General features: G+C 26.5%; 13 protein-coding genes and 1 pseudogene. 3 read left to right on the top strand and 11 right to left on the bottom strand.

Going from position 1 to position 19,063, the window contains the following annotated elements; translation table 11 throughout:
- Window positions 1-158: 158 nt before the first annotated feature.
- From sppA to FD726_RS00810, 11 genes and pseudogenes are all read right to left on the bottom strand, one after another.
- Window positions 159-2,012, bottom strand: coding sequence for a signal peptide peptidase SppA (sppA, locus tag FD726_RS00760; RefSeq protein WP_159989679.1), 1,854 nt, complete (start codon window positions 2,010-2,012; stop codon window positions 159-161).
- 273 nt (window positions 2,013-2,285) lie between these two features.
- Complete coding sequence (xthA, locus tag FD726_RS00765; protein WP_159989680.1) at window positions 2,286-3,092, bottom strand: exodeoxyribonuclease III; 807 nt, start codon at window positions 3,090-3,092, stop codon at window positions 2,286-2,288.
- Window positions 3,093-3,598: 506 nt separating this feature from the next.
- A pseudogene (cls, locus tag FD726_RS00770) lies at window positions 3,599-5,058 on the bottom strand (cardiolipin synthase).
- 630 nt (window positions 5,059-5,688) lie between these two features.
- On the bottom strand, window positions 5,689-6,096 hold the full coding sequence (locus tag FD726_RS03675; protein ID WP_159989817.1) for a YciC family protein: 408 nt from the start codon (window positions 6,094-6,096) through the stop codon (window positions 5,689-5,691).
- Window positions 6,097-6,199: 103 nt separating this feature from the next.
- Window positions 6,200-6,424, bottom strand: coding sequence for a hypothetical protein (locus FD726_RS00780; RefSeq protein WP_159989681.1), 225 nt, complete (start codon window positions 6,422-6,424; stop codon window positions 6,200-6,202).
- Between the two features lie 70 nt (window positions 6,425-6,494).
- Entirely contained in the window at window positions 6,495-7,301 is an 807-nt protein-coding gene (gene trpA, locus FD726_RS00785) for a tryptophan synthase subunit alpha (RefSeq protein WP_159989682.1), read from the bottom strand.
- Complete coding sequence (gene trpB / locus FD726_RS00790) at window positions 7,301-8,497, bottom strand: tryptophan synthase subunit beta (protein ID WP_159989683.1); 1,197 nt, start codon at window positions 8,495-8,497, stop codon at window positions 7,301-7,303. The genes trpA and trpB overlap by 1 nt, the downstream gene beginning before the upstream one ends.
- A gap of 43 nt (window positions 8,498-8,540) precedes the next feature.
- A complete protein-coding gene (gene trpCF / locus FD726_RS00795) occupies window positions 8,541-9,902 on the bottom strand; it encodes a bifunctional indole-3-glycerol-phosphate synthase TrpC/phosphoribosylanthranilate isomerase TrpF (RefSeq protein WP_159989684.1) in 1,362 nt (453 codons plus the stop codon).
- A gap of 2 nt (window positions 9,903-9,904) precedes the next feature.
- On the bottom strand, window positions 9,905-10,903 hold the full coding sequence (trpD, locus tag FD726_RS00800; protein ID WP_159989685.1) for an anthranilate phosphoribosyltransferase: 999 nt from the start codon (window positions 10,901-10,903) through the stop codon (window positions 9,905-9,907).
- A gap of 17 nt (window positions 10,904-10,920) precedes the next feature.
- Entirely contained in the window at window positions 10,921-11,502 is a 582-nt protein-coding gene (locus FD726_RS00805; protein ID WP_159989686.1) for a glutamine amidotransferase-related protein, read from the bottom strand.
- Complete coding sequence (locus FD726_RS00810) at window positions 11,502-13,064, bottom strand: anthranilate synthase component 1 (protein WP_159989687.1); 1,563 nt, start codon at window positions 13,062-13,064, stop codon at window positions 11,502-11,504. Before FD726_RS00810 ends, FD726_RS00805 begins: the two co-directional genes overlap by 1 nt.
- Window positions 13,065-13,850: 786 nt before the next feature.
- Between FD726_RS00810 and sohB the strand changes: the two genes are divergently transcribed.
- The 3 genes from sohB (at window position 13,851) to cysB (ending at window position 19,047) form a co-directional block, all read left to right on the top strand.
- Entirely contained in the window at window positions 13,851-14,876 is a 1,026-nt protein-coding gene (gene sohB, locus FD726_RS00815) for a protease SohB (RefSeq protein WP_159989688.1), read from the top strand.
- Window positions 14,877-15,277: 401 nt separating this feature from the next.
- Complete coding sequence (topA, locus tag FD726_RS00820; protein ID WP_159989689.1) at window positions 15,278-17,884, top strand: type I DNA topoisomerase; 2,607 nt, start codon at window positions 15,278-15,280, stop codon at window positions 17,882-17,884.
- Between the two features lie 188 nt (window positions 17,885-18,072).
- On the top strand, window positions 18,073-19,047 hold the full coding sequence (gene cysB / locus FD726_RS00825) for an HTH-type transcriptional regulator CysB (protein WP_159989690.1): 975 nt from the start codon (window positions 18,073-18,075) through the stop codon (window positions 19,045-19,047).
- Window positions 19,048-19,063 lie beyond the last annotated feature (16 nt).

Below are 19,063 nucleotides of genomic sequence, written 5' to 3' on the forward strand. Positions count from 1 at the left end.
ATATAAATTTACAGAAATAGATAATAGCGTCAAGGAAAATAAATGAATTAATTGTATTAATTTAGTCTATTAAATACATTTTAATACTTATAGTAAAGATAAATATAGTATTTATAATTAACTTAAAATTAACTGAACTATATTTAAAATCAAAAAATCTATTGGATTACTGTATTACAATTTAAACAAAAAGCATATTGATTTTGTGGATCATCTAGATAATCTAAGATATTAGACTGTTTAACTATAGCATTAATAATTGATGAAGCCGAAAAGTTATTATTTAATAAATCAAATAATATATTATTAATGGAAGCATGACTTAACATTAAGTTAATTAATGTAGAATTATCTTGATACCAAATTAATTGAGGATTAGTAATTTTTCCGAGTTCTTGTGCTTTTTTTATTGCGTCATCAAAATCGCCTAATGCATCTACTAAACCATTTTGTTTAGCATCACTTCCTATCCATACTCTTCCTTGAGCTAATTCATCAATTTGTTTGAAATTTTTTTTGCGAGCTTTTGCCACTAATGTAACAAATTTATTGTAACCTTTTGTTACGTTAATTTGCATAATTTCCTGCACTTCTTTAGGGAGCTGTCTAGTCGTAAATATTGTTGCTAGACTAGAAGTACTTACACCATCAGAATGTATACCAATGCTATCTAAACTTTTTTCAAATGTGTTAATTAACCCAAAAATTCCTATAGAACCAGTTAAAGTCGTTGGGTTAGCTATTATATAATCAGCAGGAGTAGCAATCCAATAACCACCTGATGCTGCTACACTACCCATAGATACAACTATAGGTTTTGACTTATGTAAAGCTGACAACTCTTGACGAATTGCTTCTGAAGCTAATACGCTACCTCCCGGACTATTAATATATAAAACAACAGATTTAATCTCTGGATTTAATCTAACACGTTTTATATGTTCAATAATATTGCTACCTACAACATTATTTAAGGATATTTGACTATTTACAATAGGACCATTGATCATGATAACTGCTATATTTGGTTTTTTTATATTTGTTTTAGTTTTATAATCATAAATACTGGTGTTGTAATATTCGTTAGTTTTATTATTAAAACCAAATATTTTTTCAAGTTCTTTTTCTATTCCTACACTAGAAGCAATAAAGTCAATTAATTTATTATCTAATGCATATTTTGCTGTGTCTCCATCAAAGTACTTTAATTTTTCAATGAATTTAGCTGCACCTGGAAAAACTTGTTTTACGTCAATATTACGATTAGAAGAAATTTTAGATAAATAAATATCCCATAATTTATTAAGCCATTGTGAATCAATTTTACGTACTTTATCTGACATACCATCTAATAAAAATGGTTCAACAGCTGATTTATAAGTACCTACTCTAAATATATGTGAGTTTATTTTTAATTTTTTTAGTAGTGCCTTATAATATAGCGTATTAGTTGCTAAACCTCTTAAATCTACAGATCCTAAAGGTGATAAATATATTTTATTAGCAAAACTAGCTAGGTAATACTGTGACTGATTATAATTATTACCTATTGCATAAATTGGTTTACCACTATTACGAAATTCACTTAAAACTTTTCCTATATATTGTAATGATGCTTGATCTGCTCCTAAAAAATCATGTAAATCTAATACAATACCGGTAATATTATGGTCATATTTTGCTTGGCGAATTGATCGCACTAAATCGAATAATAAATTTTGATGTATATTGTATTTTTTATTAATTTTACTTAATATTTGATCTTCAATTTTACTGATATAGCTATTTCCAGATATTTTATCAACAACTATACCTTTCAGATCTATTTTTAATGCTCCTTTTGTAATTGGTGTAATAGTAATGGCGGCACGATCACTGAAGTGAAAGATAAATTTCCCAGCGAATATAAATACAACTAATAAAGCAAAATTAAGTATAAATGCTCTAATGAAATTTAAAGTATGCCATGTATATTTAAATACATTAGTGATTATTTGCAACAATCCTTTCATCATTGTCTCCATTCTAAACACAAGCAAAATTCAGTAGCACTCGGTAAATAACTAACTATTGATTGAAAGTATAAATTTTGATAAAAATCATAATTATTTTAATTAAATAATTGACTGTTTTTATAATTAAATAATCTTTCTATTTTGAATATCAAATGAGGATATTTTCTAGAAAATATCCTCATTATTGACATAATTGATAAAACCAAAACATTTTCTAAAATAAATTTTAAATCAAATTATACTAACAGTATATTTTTAACATTTTTATAATTAAAACTGAAATTTTGACCATACAGGAGCATGATCAGAAGGTTTATGCATTTTTCTTATATCATAATCTATTCCAGTTTCGATACAATGAGTTGCTAATGATTTAGTTACTAACAATAAGTCAATACGAAGCCCTCTATTTTCATAAAATCCTTTAGAGCGATAATCAAACCAAGAAAAACGATTATTAACTCTAGGATGTTGTTGCCTCCAAATATCAATCATACCCAGATTAAATAATTGACTGATCCATTCTCTCTCTTCGGGAAGAAAAGCACATTTACCTGTTTGCAACCATCTTTTTTTGTTTTTTTCACCGATTCCAATATCTAGATCCGTGCTAGTAATATTTATATCTCCCATAATCAAAACAAGATTATTTACCATCAATTTTTTTGATAAATAATTTCTTAGATCATAAAAAAATTTTTTTTTTGCTGGAAATTTTGTAGGATGATTACGATTTTCACCTTGAGGAAAGTATCCGTTTATTACAGTGATACTACCAATAGGACTCGGAATTTCTGCTATTATTAATCGACATTCACTTTGTGTATTATTGTTTGGTAATCCTTTGAACACTCTGATTGGATGAATCTTAGTAAAGATTGCAACACCGTAATGTCTTTTTTGACCATAATAAAAAAATTCATAACCTAAATTAACTACATCTTTAACAGGGAACATGGAATCATCTACTTTAGTTTCCTGTAAACCTATTACATCAGGTTTATGAAATTTTATTATCTCTTTAAGCTGATGTATTCTAGCTCTTAATCCATTAATATTAAAAGAAACAAACTTCATAATATCTCTTCTTTTTTAATACTTATTTAAGTTAATTTAATTTTTATTATTATCAATAAATATTATTAATGACGTATCAATTATGTAATACTTACTTAAAATAATTTTTTATTTGTTATAGATAATCAAATATATTAAATTTTTCATAAGCAACAATATATTATATATCATAAAATCAATAAATTATCATATATTTACTATAACTATCATTACTAACAAATAATTAATAGACCAAATCATTGTTTATTATGATATAAATATTGTTATATTTTTTATTTTAATTAATATTTAGTTATTTTATTTCGGAAAATAAATTTAAAAATATCCAGGTAAAATAATTTCATTAATATAAAAACACTTAATATTAATAGAAATTATTTTTAAAATTACCATTTTAAATTTTATAGGTTAATATATCTTTTTAGTTATTTAAAATTCAATTATTATTATATAAATAAATACAATATGTAAAGTTTTATTAAATCTTTTTGTTCCGTAACAATAATTTATAATAAAGGACTTAACAAGTAAAATATCATTTCTAAAAATTTTTTCCAAAATGAACGTTTTGACCATGTTTTTTTATCTAATAAGCGAGAATTAGTAATATAATTTTCTTGTAAACAAGAAATATTATTACTAAAATTAAGATCATCTACTATTAGAGTAATCTCAAAGTTAAGCCATATACTACGCATATCTAAATTAAAGGTGCCTAAAAGGGTTAATTGTTTATCGACTAACATGCTTTTAGTGTGTAATAAACCACCTTCAAATTGATAAATATTGACACCAGCTTCTAATAACTCACTGAAAAAAGCACGACTAGCCCAACTAACCAATGTAGAATCATTATAAAGAGGAATAATAATAACAACATTTACACCTCTTAACGCTGCCGTACATAATGCATGTAGTAAATCTTCGCTAGGAATAAAATAAGGAGTGGTCATGGTTAAATGTTCGCGTGCAGAGTAGATAGCTGTTAAAAGCGCTTGATGCATGATATCTTTAGGAAAACTAGGACCTGAAGCAACTACATGAGCAATACAAGAGTTTTTTTCATGTAATGTTTTTATATCATGTTTTTGATAAACTGGTAGTATACGATTACCAGTCTCTATTTCCCAATCACGATTAAAAATAGTACCTATTAAAGTAGAAATAGGACCTTCTATTCTTACCATTAAATCAATCCATTGTCCCACACCAATATTTTGTTTAAAAAAAGATGGATCAACTAAATTCATACTACCAGTATAAGCAGTGTAGTTATCAATTAATACTAGCTTACGATGTTGACGTAAATCTATACGGCGCAAAAAAAAATTCAATAAATTTATTTTTAATGCTTCGATTACTTCAATACCTGCACTGCGCATTTTTTTTGCCCAGTGACTACGAAAAAATGATATGCTTCCAGCAGAATCTAATATTAGTCGACATTTTACTCCTCTGTAGGATGCTTTTATTAATGATTCAGCGACTTCATCTGCTAGTCCACCTGGATGCCATATATAAAATATCATTTTTATATTATGACGAGCAATTTTGATATCATTAATTAATGATTTAACAACATCATTAGCATTAGATATTAATTTTAAGTTATTACCTTTAATTCCAGGAATACCTTGTCTTTCATTACACAGTTTAAATAAAGAATAGGCTACGTTACTATGTTTAGTTGTAAAAATATCGCTATTTTTTTTTAATTTTTTAAGAAAATTATTAGTATAAATCCATGTAGAACGTGTTCTTTTAATTCGAGTTCTTTCTAGATATAATTCACCAAATGATAAGTAAATAATTATACCTAATATAGGAATAATATAGATAACTAACAGCCAAGCCATTGATGAATTTACAGCTCTACGTGTCATTAATATACGTAAAGTAATATTAGCTACTAACAACCAATAAATACACAGAAAAAAAAATTCATAAAATTATAAAAACTCATCATTAATTTAATATCCTATTCGTATTCTAATACATAAGATATAATCGATAAATATTTACTATGAAGTAGTATATTACAGCAATAAAATATCCATAAAATCATTTGTTTAATTTACTAGATTATTAATATGAAGTACAAATATTTCTTGTTACTACATAATAATTAAATAATATTTTAAATACCATTGTAAATGTTATAATAGTAATAAAATTTATAAAATATAACAATTATTATTGCATTTTACATGAATAAAAATCAAAATATAATTTATATCTGAATTTTTGATAAAGTAATTTTATGTTTTTGTAAAAAACTTATTTATAATATTCTATATCTTGAATCTATATGTGATTTAGTAAATATTAAACAATATTTTTATAAAAATTATATTATAAATAACAATATTTGTTTGATTTGGGGAAACTATTAAAATAATTTTTTATTGATTCAATTAACAATGGATATAATAAATTATTACATTTAGTAATTAATATTATTTACAAAATAATATTTTTTAATTTTAGTATTATATATTTTTAATAAAATTAAAATAATTAGTCATAGTTTATTAAATTGATAAACAATATAGGTGTTATTGTTTATTATAGTTATCAATATTAATAAAAATTAAAATTATTTATCTAAAAATATATAAAATCTATATAAATAAATAATTATGAATTCAGAAATAAAATTGTTACAAATCATAAATAAAAATTCCATTACACCTGTTGAAAAAAATAATATAAAAGAAAATACTGCCATAAGTATCACTTTTACTAATAACCATATAATAATTGCAGGAACAACTATTTCAATATTATTGAATACTATAAGCATGCTATTTTTTATACATGTAAAAATACCTAGTCTATTATGTATTAATATGATTGGAGATATTGAAAGAAAAGAGGTTAATAAAATTCCTAGAAAAAATAATATTATAAAACCAAATTGAGTTATTAAATTTAATACTAAGATCAAAATTATTAGTTTAGGTAAAGATGAAAATATTTCTTTAATATTTTCTAGTAGAATAATTCTTTTTTTTTATGTTTATTAGAAGAAAATAAATATAACACACTACTGATTAATATAGAATTTGTTGTTAATTCAGTGCAGTTAATTAATGTAAAAATAAGAATTATTTTATATTTTTTTCTTTATCATTGATCAAATTTAAAGATGATAAACTATTTGTATTTTCTTGTTTAGAAAATATTGATTCTTCTGTGCTAAAATATGTTAGAGTATTTATTATAATATTATTAGCTGCAGCAATCATTAACGTAATAAATATTAATATAACTAATTTGTTTAGAAAAAATTTTTTACTTTCACGGTACACGGATATTGCCGTGATGTGCATACCAACTCCTTAAGCATTGTAATATTAAATTTTTAAAAAATATATTATTAAATATGAAATATTATTTTTATTATTTTAATAAAACAGATTTAAATTTAATAGACATTATTTCTATCTTTTTAAGCATGGAATCAATTTGATCATAGTAATCTTCGATTATTTTTATTATTGCAGAACCAACAATTATACCATCAACTCCAGTTTTAATTATTTGTTTTGCTTGAGTAACATTAGAAATTCCAAAACCTTGTATCAAAGGAGTTGATGTATATTTATGTAAATTATTTATTATTTCTTCAGATGTTATATTAGCTGGTTTTTCAATGCCAGTTACTCCTGTACGTGATAGCAAATAAATATATCCACGACTATATATTGATATCTTACGTAACAGATTATCATTAGGATTTGGAGGACAAATAAATATAGGATTTATATTATAATATGAAGCTGTTTGAACAAATGGTTTAGATTCTTCTAAAGGCAAATCAGCAATTAATACTGAATCAATGTCTAGTTTCGCACAAATGCTATAAAAATTTTTAATTCCTTGAGAAAATACGAGATTAGCATAAATTAATAGTCCAATGGGTAATTGAGAATACTTATATCGTATACTAGAAATCATTTCAAAGCACTGCGAAACTGTAATTCCTGAATTGAACGCACGTAAATTAGAATTTTGAATTACTGGACCATCAGCTAGAGGATCAGAAAAAGGAATACCTAGTTCTAATCCATCTGCTCCTCCTGAAATTAGTGTATCTATAATTTTTAATGATATTGCTGGTGTTGGATCTCCCAATATCATAAAAGGAAAAAATGCACCTCGTTTGTTAGTTTTTAATTGACTAAACAGTTGATCATAACGTTTCATTATGTCTCCTTATCAATACTATTGTTGTTAATATTGCTAACAACTGAAATATCCTTATCACCACGACCCGAAAGATTTACTAATATAACTTGTTTTTTTTGTGGGTTTGAAGTAATAATTTTTAATGCATATGCTAAAGCATGTGATGATTCTAAAGCTGGGATAATTCCTTCTAAGACGCATAATTTTTTAAATGCTTCTATTGCTTCACGATCTGTTATAGATACGTAATTAGCACGTCCTATACTACTTAAATATGCGTGTTGAGGACCTACTGCAGGAAAATCTAAACCTGCAGAAATAGAATAAGATTGTTTTATCTGCCCTTCCTCAGTTTGCATTATAGGTGCTTTCATACCAAAATATATACCTATGCGACCATGTTTTAAAGCTGCTCCATGTTTGCCTGATTTAATACCATAACCAGCAGGTTCAACACCAATTAATTCTACCTGTTGATCTGCAATAAAATCAGCAAAAATACCTATAGCATTAGATCCACCACCTACACAAGCAATAATTTTATCTGGCAAATGTCCTTCTTTATATAAAATTTGTTCTTTTGCTTCTTTACCTATTATGCTTTGAAATTCTCGTACTATAGTTGGAAATGGATGGGGTCCGGCGGCTGTACCAATGATGTAATGTGTATTGTCATAACTACCAGACCATTCTCGTAGTGCTTCATTACATGCATCTTTTAAAGTTTTAGAACCAGTGCAAACGGGAATTACTTCAGCACCCATAAGATGCATTCGTGTTACATTTTGTTGTTGACGCTCTATATCTTTCGATCCCATGTAAATACAACACTTCATGTTCAGTAATGCACAAGTTAACGCTACTGCTACACCGTGTTGACCTGCACCAGTTTCTGCAATGATCCTATCTTTTCCCATTCTTTTAGCTAATAAACCTTGTCCTAGAACTTGATTTGTTTTATGAGCACCTCCGTGTAATAAGTCTTCACGCTTTAAGTATAAACGTGTATTTGTCCCTTTTGTTAAGTTTTTACATAAAGTTAATGGAGTGGGACGACCAGCATAATTTTTTAGTAACTCATTAAATTCTAATTTAAAATTAGAATCATTATGTGCATTAATAAATGCTTCTTCAAGTTTTAAAAGTGCTGACATTAATATTTGTGGTATATACATTCCTCCAAATTTACCAAAATATGGATTGAGTAAAGTCATTTTTTATTTCCTTTTGAAATAAATTAAATATTATAATTTAAGATTAATAATCTCGAAGTATTTCAAAAACAGCGTGAATTTTGTTTTGATCTTTAATACCAGGAGCACTTTCAACTCCTGAATTAAAATCAAGTCCGGAACAACCTAGTTGAGAAGCTAGCATACAATTACTAATATTGATTCCACCAGCCAATATTACATTATTAAGTTCTTGGTCTTTTAATAAATTCCAATCAAATTGTTTGCCTGATCCTCCACATCCATTATCAAATAAATACAAATCAACATCCGATAAATTACGTTCTGGAATTTTATCTTTAACACTTAGCGCTTTCCAAATTTGTATATTAGAAGGTAAAGCATGACGCAATTTAGTAATAAAATCTTGGTTTTCATTTCCATTTAATTGAATAGCTGCTAGATTAAGCTTTACTGCATCTGTTACTATTTCATGAATGCTAGAATTTCTGTATACTCCTACATATTTAAGAGGTGTATTAGCAATAATTCTTTTTGCTTGTATAGCATTAATTTTACGAGGAGAATCATCAATAAAAATTAAACCTCCAAAAATAGCACCAGCAGTATATGCTGTGTATGCATCTTCGGAACGCGATAAACCACAGATCTTATTATTTCCTAACAACATACGACGCGTTGCCATTTCTAGGTTATCTTCTTCCATTAGCTTAGAGCCAATTAAAAATCCATTAACTAAATGGCTCAATTTTCTAATATCAGAATAATTATTTATTCCTGATTCACTTATAACTATTTCATTATCAGAAAGGTATGAAACCAATTCACTTGTACGTTTTATATCAACTGATAAATCTTGAAAATTGCGATTATTAATACCTATTACTTTTGCTTTTAAAGAGATAGCACGTTCTATCTCTTTTTCATTACTTACTTCTGTTAATATTCCCATATTTAATTCATCAGCAATTGTTGCCAATTGACAGTATTTTTTATCATCTAAGATAGATAGCATTAATAAAATTGCATCTGCATAATAATTGCGAGCTAAATAAATTTGATATGGGTCAATAATAAAATCTTTACATAACACTGGTTGTTTAATTACAGAACTTACTATTGACAAAAAAGAAAAATCTCCTTGAAAATATTTTTCGTCAGTTAAAACAGAAACTACTGATGCATAATTTCTATAAACACTAGCTATTTTTAAAGGGTTAAATCCTTTCCGAATTAATCCTTTAGATGGAGATGCTTTTTTACACTCAAGAATAAATTTGGTATTTTCCCCTTCTAGTGCATCATAGAAATTGCGATTTGAAGGTTTTATTTTTTTTTGGAAACTAATAATTGGTTGTTTCTGTTTACGTCTTTCAATCCACACTATTTTATCTTGAAGAATTTTATTTAATAAATTACCTTGCATAATTATCCTCTTGATTTTAAATCTGATAAAAGTTTATATACCTGTCCACTACGAATTATATTGAGGGCATATTGTGCATTATCACGTAAATTTTCGTTACCAAAAATTTTAAGTAACATAGCAGTATTAGCAGCTACAGTTTCTTCATGTAACTGATAGCCACAGCCTTTAATTAATTTTATGAAATTGTTGTATCTTTCTTCTGTAGAATTGATAGTTAATGATTTTCCATTTGCATTGTATGTAAATCCAAAATCTTCAGCTGTTAGATGATATAACGTGATCTTACCATCATGCAATTCAGCTACATGATTTATATCATGTAGTATTATTTCATCCATCCCTCCTCCATGAACTACTATTGCACGTTGATAATCCATAATTTTCAATATGTTAGCTATTGGTAATAAAAGTTTTGGATTATAGACACCAATAACAGATAAAGGTGGTCTAGCAGGATTAACTAATGGTCCTAATATATTAAACATAGTACTGATCTTTAATTGTTGACGAACTTTAATTGCATGAGAGAATCCAGCATGATATTTCGGTGCTAATATAAAACAAAAGTTTAATTCATCTAATATTTTACGATTATCATTGGGTGAATTATTTAAATTAACTCCTAATGATGTTAAAATATCAGAGGATCCAAAATTATTAGTTCCTTTACCACCATGTTTTATTATTTTAAATCCACAAGATGCAGCTACAAGGGCACTAGCTGTAGAAATATTAATACTACAGCTAGAATCACCTCCAGTACCAGCAATATCTGCAAAAATATATTCTGGACGAGGAAATGGTTTAGCATTATCTAATAAAGCTTTTACTGCACCAATAATTTCCTCTTGGGTTTCTCCTCTTAATTTCATTGAAATGAGAGCTGCAGTTAATTGTGCTGAGTTAATTTTACCATGTAAAATACTTTCAAATAATTGATAACTTTCTGTTTTAGTAAGAACTTTTAATTTGTATAATTTATCAAATATGTTATTCATATTTATTGCATCCAATACTATTTTTCTAAAACCCAATTGATTGTTTGTTTAATCAATAATGATCCTTCTGGAGTTAATATAGATTCAGGATGAAATTGAAATCCACATATTCTATCTATATTATGTCTTACAGCCATCACCATATTTCTATATTTAGCATTTACGGTAAGAGAAATTGGTATATCATTACCTATTAGTGAATGGTAACGTGCTACTAACATAGGATTACCAATATTTTTGAACATAGCTTTATTATCATGTTCTATCAAAGAAGTTTTTCCATGTAAAATTTCTCCTGATTGACAAACTTTACCTCCATAAAATTCTATTATAGCCTGATGACCCAAACAAATGCCTATAATAGGTATGTGTCCACAAGATATTCTAATTAATTCTATTATACAGCCAGCATCTTTTGGTAATCCAGGGCCAGCTGATATAATAAGAACTTGAATGTTTGAATTTTTAATATTATGTATTAAAAAACCAGTAGGAATATTATTTCTATAAACACATACATGATGTTTGAAAATTCTTAATTGCTCAACAAAGTTATATGTAAAAGAATCAATATTATCAATGAGCATAATATTAGCCATTAGAAAAGTTCCTTACAACTATGTGCAGTTGCAATAGCATTTAACACTGCTCTAGCTTTGTTACGACTTTCATCTGCTTCATCTTGAGGTTTTGAATCTAATACTATACCTGCTCCTGCTTGTACTGTTGCTATTCCGTTTTCAATATATGCAGAACGAATAACAATGCAGGTATCTAGATCTCCTTGTGGTGTTAAATATCCTACTGAGCCACCATAGCTTCCACGTCTATCTCCTTCTACAGATGCTATTAATTGCATAGCACGTACTTTAGGTGCACCACTGAGAGTACCCATATTTAAACATGCTCTATATGCATGTAATGCATCTAAATCTGATCTAAGTGTACCAACGATGCGAGATACTAAATGCATTACATAAGAGTAACGATCAACTTTTATTAAATCAGCGACATAACGAGTACCAGGTATACATATTCTGGCTAAATCACTACGTGCTAAATCAACTAACATAAGATGTTCTGAAAGTTCTTTATGATTTGTTCGCATTTCTAATTCTATGCGGTTATCAAGGTCTAAATCTAAAGATCCATCAGGAAGATAACCTCTAGGACGTGTACCTGCTATAGGATATATTTCAATTTGGCGCGATCGAGAATCATATTTTAATGAACTTTCCGGTGAAGCGCCAAATAATGAAAAATTTTTATCTTGCATAAAAAACATATAAGGACTTAAATTATTTTTTTTAAGTATTTTATATGCACTTAAAGGAGAAGGACATGGTAAATAAAAACGTCGAGATGGTACTACTTGGAATATTTCTCCTGAACGTATTGATTTTTGCATTTGTTTAATTATCTTACAATATGATTTATCATCATGGTTCATGGTAAGTTTCATATCTCGTATTTTTTTTTCTGGTAATGTAGGATTTTTTACCAGCATTTTGCCCTGCAATTTTTGTATTCGCATTGTTAGTCTTTGAAATTCATTTACATCATTACAAAAGACACTGCTTTGTAGGGATGCCGTTTTTTTCTGATGATCCAGTATTAACAATACTTCTGATAAATAAAAACAATAATCAGGACAATTTTGTTTATTTTCAATTCTACACACATTTTCAAAATTTGAAACTAAATCATAAGAAAATAAGCCGCCTAATAAAAATGCTTCTTTTTTATCTGGAGGTATTTCCATTAATTTCAAAATTAATCTAAGTGGATCAAATATTGATTTGCTTTTTAAACGATTATCTTCATCTTGTATATTAGAATGATTGGAAAACTTTAATATAAGTTCATGTGTATTAATCTTATTTTTTATACTACTAGGTAATACATTATCTAATAATGACAATAATATTAGACCGTTTTTTGATAACGCTTGTAGATAAACACAATTATCTATTGCAGTAATACGTAACGCGCTATCTATGATTAGTAAACTTTTTAAATTTTGCTTGCTATCTATGTTAGCAGATTCAAGTAGTAAAGTTGCTGGTCTAGACCCACAAAGTTGATGAAATAATATTGCGGGATTATCGTGATAAGGAACATCAACATTTATTATTTTTACCATAGGCTTATCATTTAACATAATGATTTTCTCTAGAATTCTTTTTTAAAATCAGCTGATTATGATGTTTTAGAACAAAAATATTTTTTAATTAAAAGGCAAATAGATTATATAAAACATTGTATTGATCTATATGTTAATAGAATTGGAAAATGAAAATTTTTATTATTAACTTAATTTAATCATTTGATATTAAAATATTGGTTTAATTTTGCTGTATAAATAATATTTTATATTTAAGATAAACTACAAAACAATTACATAAAATCATAATATTGTAACTATTTAGGATATAATACTATTTATAAGTAAAAATAATCTATGGCTAGATAGAAATTATATATAAGGTAATATAATATCAATAACTAATTTTTAGTGAGATTGCACGAAAATTAACATTAATATGTAACTAAATAATTATAATAGGAAATTATTAAATGTATATCTAAAGTTAAGATCATGATTATATTCTATAATTCACTAGATAACAATTTTAAAACAATTTAGAATTTAATATTAAAAGTAAACATATATTTATTAAGTAATGAAACTTATATCATAAGTTTAATAAGCAATTTCAAAATTAAATATGTAAATGTATTATATTTAATTTAATAACAATACTTATTTACAATAATGTTTACTAACATTATTTAGAATTATATAGTTACTTGGTTACAAATTATTAAATTTTACAAATTATTAAATTTAAATATTTAATTAAAAATATTATTACTATAGTTTATTTAACCTTGTTAGCTATAAGGGAATAAAATACGTTCGATTTTTCTTTAATAGGATATAAAGATGAATTTTTTATCAAATTATGGACTTTTCTTAATAAAATTTATTACAGTAATCATTATGGTTTCTGCAATTATATTAATATTTATTAGTGGAACTTTGCGAAAAAAAAATCCAATTGGAAAATTTCGCTTTACAAATTTAAGTGAAGATTATGAACAAATGAAAATAGAACTTCAATTAGCTAAAATGCCCCTACAAGAAAAAAAAAATTGGTTAAAAAATTATAAAAAAGAAAAAAAGAAAAAATTAAAATTAGAAAAAATATCTATAAAAAATACTAAACCTACTCTATATGTTATTGATTTTAAAGGTAGCCTTGATGCTAAAGAAGTAGGTTCATTAAGACAAGAGATATCAGCAATATTATCTGTCCAACAAGCTAATGATGAAGTTTTAATTCGTCTTGAAAGTTGTGGAGGAATTGTTCAGGGTTATGGTTTAGCTGCTGCTCAGATAAAACGTATAAGAGATTCTGGATTACATATTACTATAACAGTAGATAAAGTAGCAGCTAGTGGTGGGTATATGATGGCATGTGTAGCTAATCATATCGTTGCAGCACCATTTTCTATTGTAGGTTCTATAGGAGTAATAGCACAAATACCTAATATTAATCGGTTACTTAAACAAAATAATATTGATGTAGAAATGCATACTGCTGGACAACATAAACGTACTTTAACTTTACTTGGAGAAAATACCGATAAAGGACGTAAAAAATTTCAAGAAGAATTAGATAGGACACATAAATTGTTTAAACATTTTGTTCATGAAATGCGCCCTAATGTAAATATTGATACTATATCTACAGGAGAGCATTGGTATGGTAATAATGCTTTAAAATTAGGGTTAGTTGATGAAATTGGTACCAGTGATGATTTTATTATCAAATGTATGAATAAATTTAATATAATAAGTGTACAATATATAAAAAACGGTCCCAAAATATTTAATTACTTAACGGATAGCACAAATAAAATAATAAGCTATTTTTTATCGAATTTAATGGATCATATGAAAAAATAAAGTAATAATTAATAAACATATTACTTTTAATTATTATTATAATATATATCAAATGTGTAAATTAACTAAAATTGTATTTATTATATTAAGCAAAATAAATGATATAAATTTTATTATCCTCTAATAATATCTTTAATTTATATGATATAAATAAGTGGTTTATTTAATCTATTGAATTTGTAGCTGTTTTATATATTGATTCTAAATCATATATAAACTATTTTTGTTGTTACGTATTCATAATAGAAAATTAAATTTTATTTAATATTTAATGTCAAAACAAATCCTAATAAGTAGGAATTTATTTTTTAAGTATAATATTTATAAATGTACACAAATGCAGATAATAATAGATAAAGTAATAGTTCTCTAACATATAGAAATTTTAGGTATTAGTAAATATGGGTAAGACACTTGTTATTGTTGAATCACCAGCCAAAGCTAAGACAATTAATCAATATCTTAATAATAATTATGTGGTCAAATCTAGTATTGGTCATATTAGAGATTTACCGAAAAGTAATCATTATATTTTAAAAAAACATAAAATGATGATACCTAATGAAAAAAATAACCAAACTAAAAAAATTGATAAACAATTATCATCTATTATAAAACGTATGGGTATTGATCCTTATAATAATTGGGAAGCAAATTATCAAATTATTCCTGGAAAGGAAAAAATAGCTAAGGAATTAAAAGTATTAGCTAAACAAGCAGATCATATTTATCTTGCTACTGATCTTGATCGTGAAGGTGAAGCTATTGCCTGGCATCTACAGAAAATTATTGGCGGAAATGACGATCGTTTTAGCCGTGTAATATTTAATGAAATTACAGAAAATAAAATTTTAAAAGCATTTAAAAATCCTATCAAATTAAATATTAATAGAGTTAATGCTCAACAAGCTCGTCGTTTTATGGATCGTATTGTCGGTTATATGGTATCTCCATTATTATGGAAAAAAGTAGCTAGAGGGTTATCTGCTGGCAGAGTACAATCAGTTGCTGTTAGATTAATAGCAGAAAGAGAACAAAAAATAAAAACGTTTATACCCAAAGAATACTGGAAATTACAAGCTAATTTTAAAACTTCAAGAAATAAAGAAATCAAAATGGATATTACTCATTTTAATAAAGAAATATTCCATCTTGAGAACCAAAATGATGTTTCCTATCACATAGAATTATTAAAGAAATTATCTTATAAAATTACTAATATTGAAATAAAAAAGATTAGTATAAAACCACCAGCTCCTTATATTACTTCAACTTTGCAACAAGCAGCTAATATATACTTAGGTTTTAGTGTTAAAAAAACTATGTTAATTGCACAACGTTTATATGAAGCTGGTTATATCACTTATATGCGTACAGATTCGACTAATATAAGTGAAGAAGCTCTAGAAAATGTTAGGAATTATATTCTAGAAAAATTTGGAAATAAATACATTAATAAATGTGCTATTATTTATAATAATAAAAATTCTCAAGAAGCTCACGAGGCAATTAGACCATCTAATATAAATTTATGCGCAGAAAAACTAATAAAAACAATTGAATTAGATGCAAGAAAGTTATATGAGCTGATTTGGTGTCAATTTATAGCATGTCAAATGACAGAAGCACAGTATGAATTAACTATCTTAACATCTACAGCTGATAAATATAAATTACAATCTAAAGAAAGAATATTAATATTTGACGGTTGGAATAGAATATTACCGAAAAAAAGACATGAACATAGTAAATTTTTTGATGTAAAAGATATTAAAGTTGGAGATAATATCTGTCTAAAAAAATTACTCCCAAATCAATATTTTACTAAACCGATTTCACGTTTTACTGAAGCATCACTGGTAAAAGAGCTTGAAAAAATGGGTATAGGTCGCCCTTCTACTTATTCTACAATTATTTCTACTATTCAAGACCGGGGATATATACGTATTGAAAATCACCGTTTTTATATTGAAAAAATAGGAGAAATTGTTACTAATTGCTTAAAGAAAAATTTTAGTGAATTAATTGATTATAATTTTACAGCCTATATGGAAAATAATCTTGATAAAATTGCTAATAACAAAGTTGAATGGAAGCAAGTTCTAAATAATTTTTTTGAGAATTTCATTAAGCAGTTAAATGAAGCTGAAAAAAAACCTCAAGAAGGCGGTATGCCAGTAAATAACATGGTATTAGTTTCTCTTGATTGTCCACTATGCAGTCGTAAAATGGGTATTCGCAATGCTAGCACAGGAGTTTTTTTAGGATGTTCAGGGTATGATTTAAAATCAAAAAATTGCTGTAAGAAAACTATTAATTTAATTTTAGAAAACAAAATAATTAATAATTTAAAAAATGAATTTGATGAAATTAGTTCTCTTGTTACACGTAAACGCTGTCAAAAATGCAATACCGTTATGGATATTTACATAACAACTGATAGTAAATATAAAGTTTATATATGTGGTAATAATCCTAGATGCGATGGATCTGAAATAGAAAAAGGTCGATTTAATCTGGAAGAAAATAATTATATCAATATAAAATGTGATAAATGTTATTCAAAAATGAATTTTAAAATAGGGCGTTTTGGTAAGTACTTAAGTTGTATAAATTGTAAAAACGCTCGGAAAATTTTAAAAGATGGTAATATTGCTCCACCTACTGAAGTTCCTGTTCCTTTTCCAGAGTTACTTTGTGAAAAATCAAATGATTATTTTGTATTACGTAATAGTTCAACTGGAATATTTTTTTCAGCTAGTACCTTTCCTAAATTACGCGAAACTAGAGCGCCTTTAGTAGAAGAATTAAAAAGATTTATCAACAGGTTACCTAATAACTTAAAATATCTTGCTGCTGCTCCATCTACCGATCCAGAAGGAAATAAAACTATAATAAGATATAATAGAGATAAAAAACAACAATATATAGTTTCTATAAAAAAAGGTAAAAAGACCAACTGGAGTGCTTTTTATACAAAAGGCAAATGGCAAGAAGCTAAAAATTAATTACTTAAAATACCAAAATAAACATTAATATTATTTTACATTGTAAAATATAGTTGGGTGCTTGCACGCAGAATTATATATTAATTTTAATATTATTTCTAACAAATATTGTTTTTAATTTATATCAGGTAATAATATGTCAATCATTAATGTGACTCTATTCTATAGATTATTAGGATAAACTAATTATGAAATTACAGCAGCTGAGATATATCGTCGAGGTAGTTAATCATAACCTTAATGTTTCTTCGACTGCAGAAGGACTATATACTTCACAACCTGGTATTAGTAAGCAAGTACGAATGTTGGAAGATGAATTGGGAGTTCAAATTTTTGCACGCAGTGGTAAACATTTAACTAAAGTTACTTTTGCTGGAGAAGAAATAATTCGTATAGCCCGTGAAATATTATCAAAGGTTGATGCAATTAAATCAGTTGCAGGTGAATATACTTGGCCAGATAAAGGATCTTTATATATTGCTACTACACATACTCAAGCACGCTATGCTTTACCTATGGTGATTAAAGGTTTCATCGAACGTTATCCTTTTGTCTCTTTACATATGCATCAGGGTTCCCCAACACAGATTGTAGAGGCAGTATCAAAAGGAACTGCTGATTTTGCTATTGCTACTGAAGCATTACATTTATATGAAGATCTAGTAATGTTACCGTGTTATCATTGGAATAGAGCTATCATAGTTACTTCAAAACATCCTTTAGCAGTAAAAAAAGAAATAACTGTAAATGATTTAGCTGAATTTCCATTGGTAACATATACATTTGGTTTCACTGGACGTTCGGAATTAGATATTGCATTTAAACGCATAGGATTAGTACCACGTATTGTTTTTACTGCTACTGATGCTGATGTTATTAAAACATATGTTAGATTAGGATTAGGAGTAGGTGTTATTGCAAGTATGGCTGTAGATCCAATCTCAGATTCAGATTTAATAAGGATAGAAGCTTCTAAAATCTTTACAAATAGTACTACAAAGATAGGATTTCGCCGAAGTACTTTTTTAAGAAGTTATATGTATGATTTTATACAGCGTTTTGCTCCTCACTTAACTAGAGATGTAGTAGATAATGCAGTATCTTTGCGGTCTAATGATGACATCGAAGTTATGCTAAGAGATAAAATATTGCCATTTAAATAATGTAAAATTTTATTAA

The organism is Pantoea sp. SoEX (genome assembly GCF_009829945.1).
Lineage (GTDB): Bacteria > Pseudomonadota > Gammaproteobacteria > Enterobacterales > Enterobacteriaceae > Pantoea_C.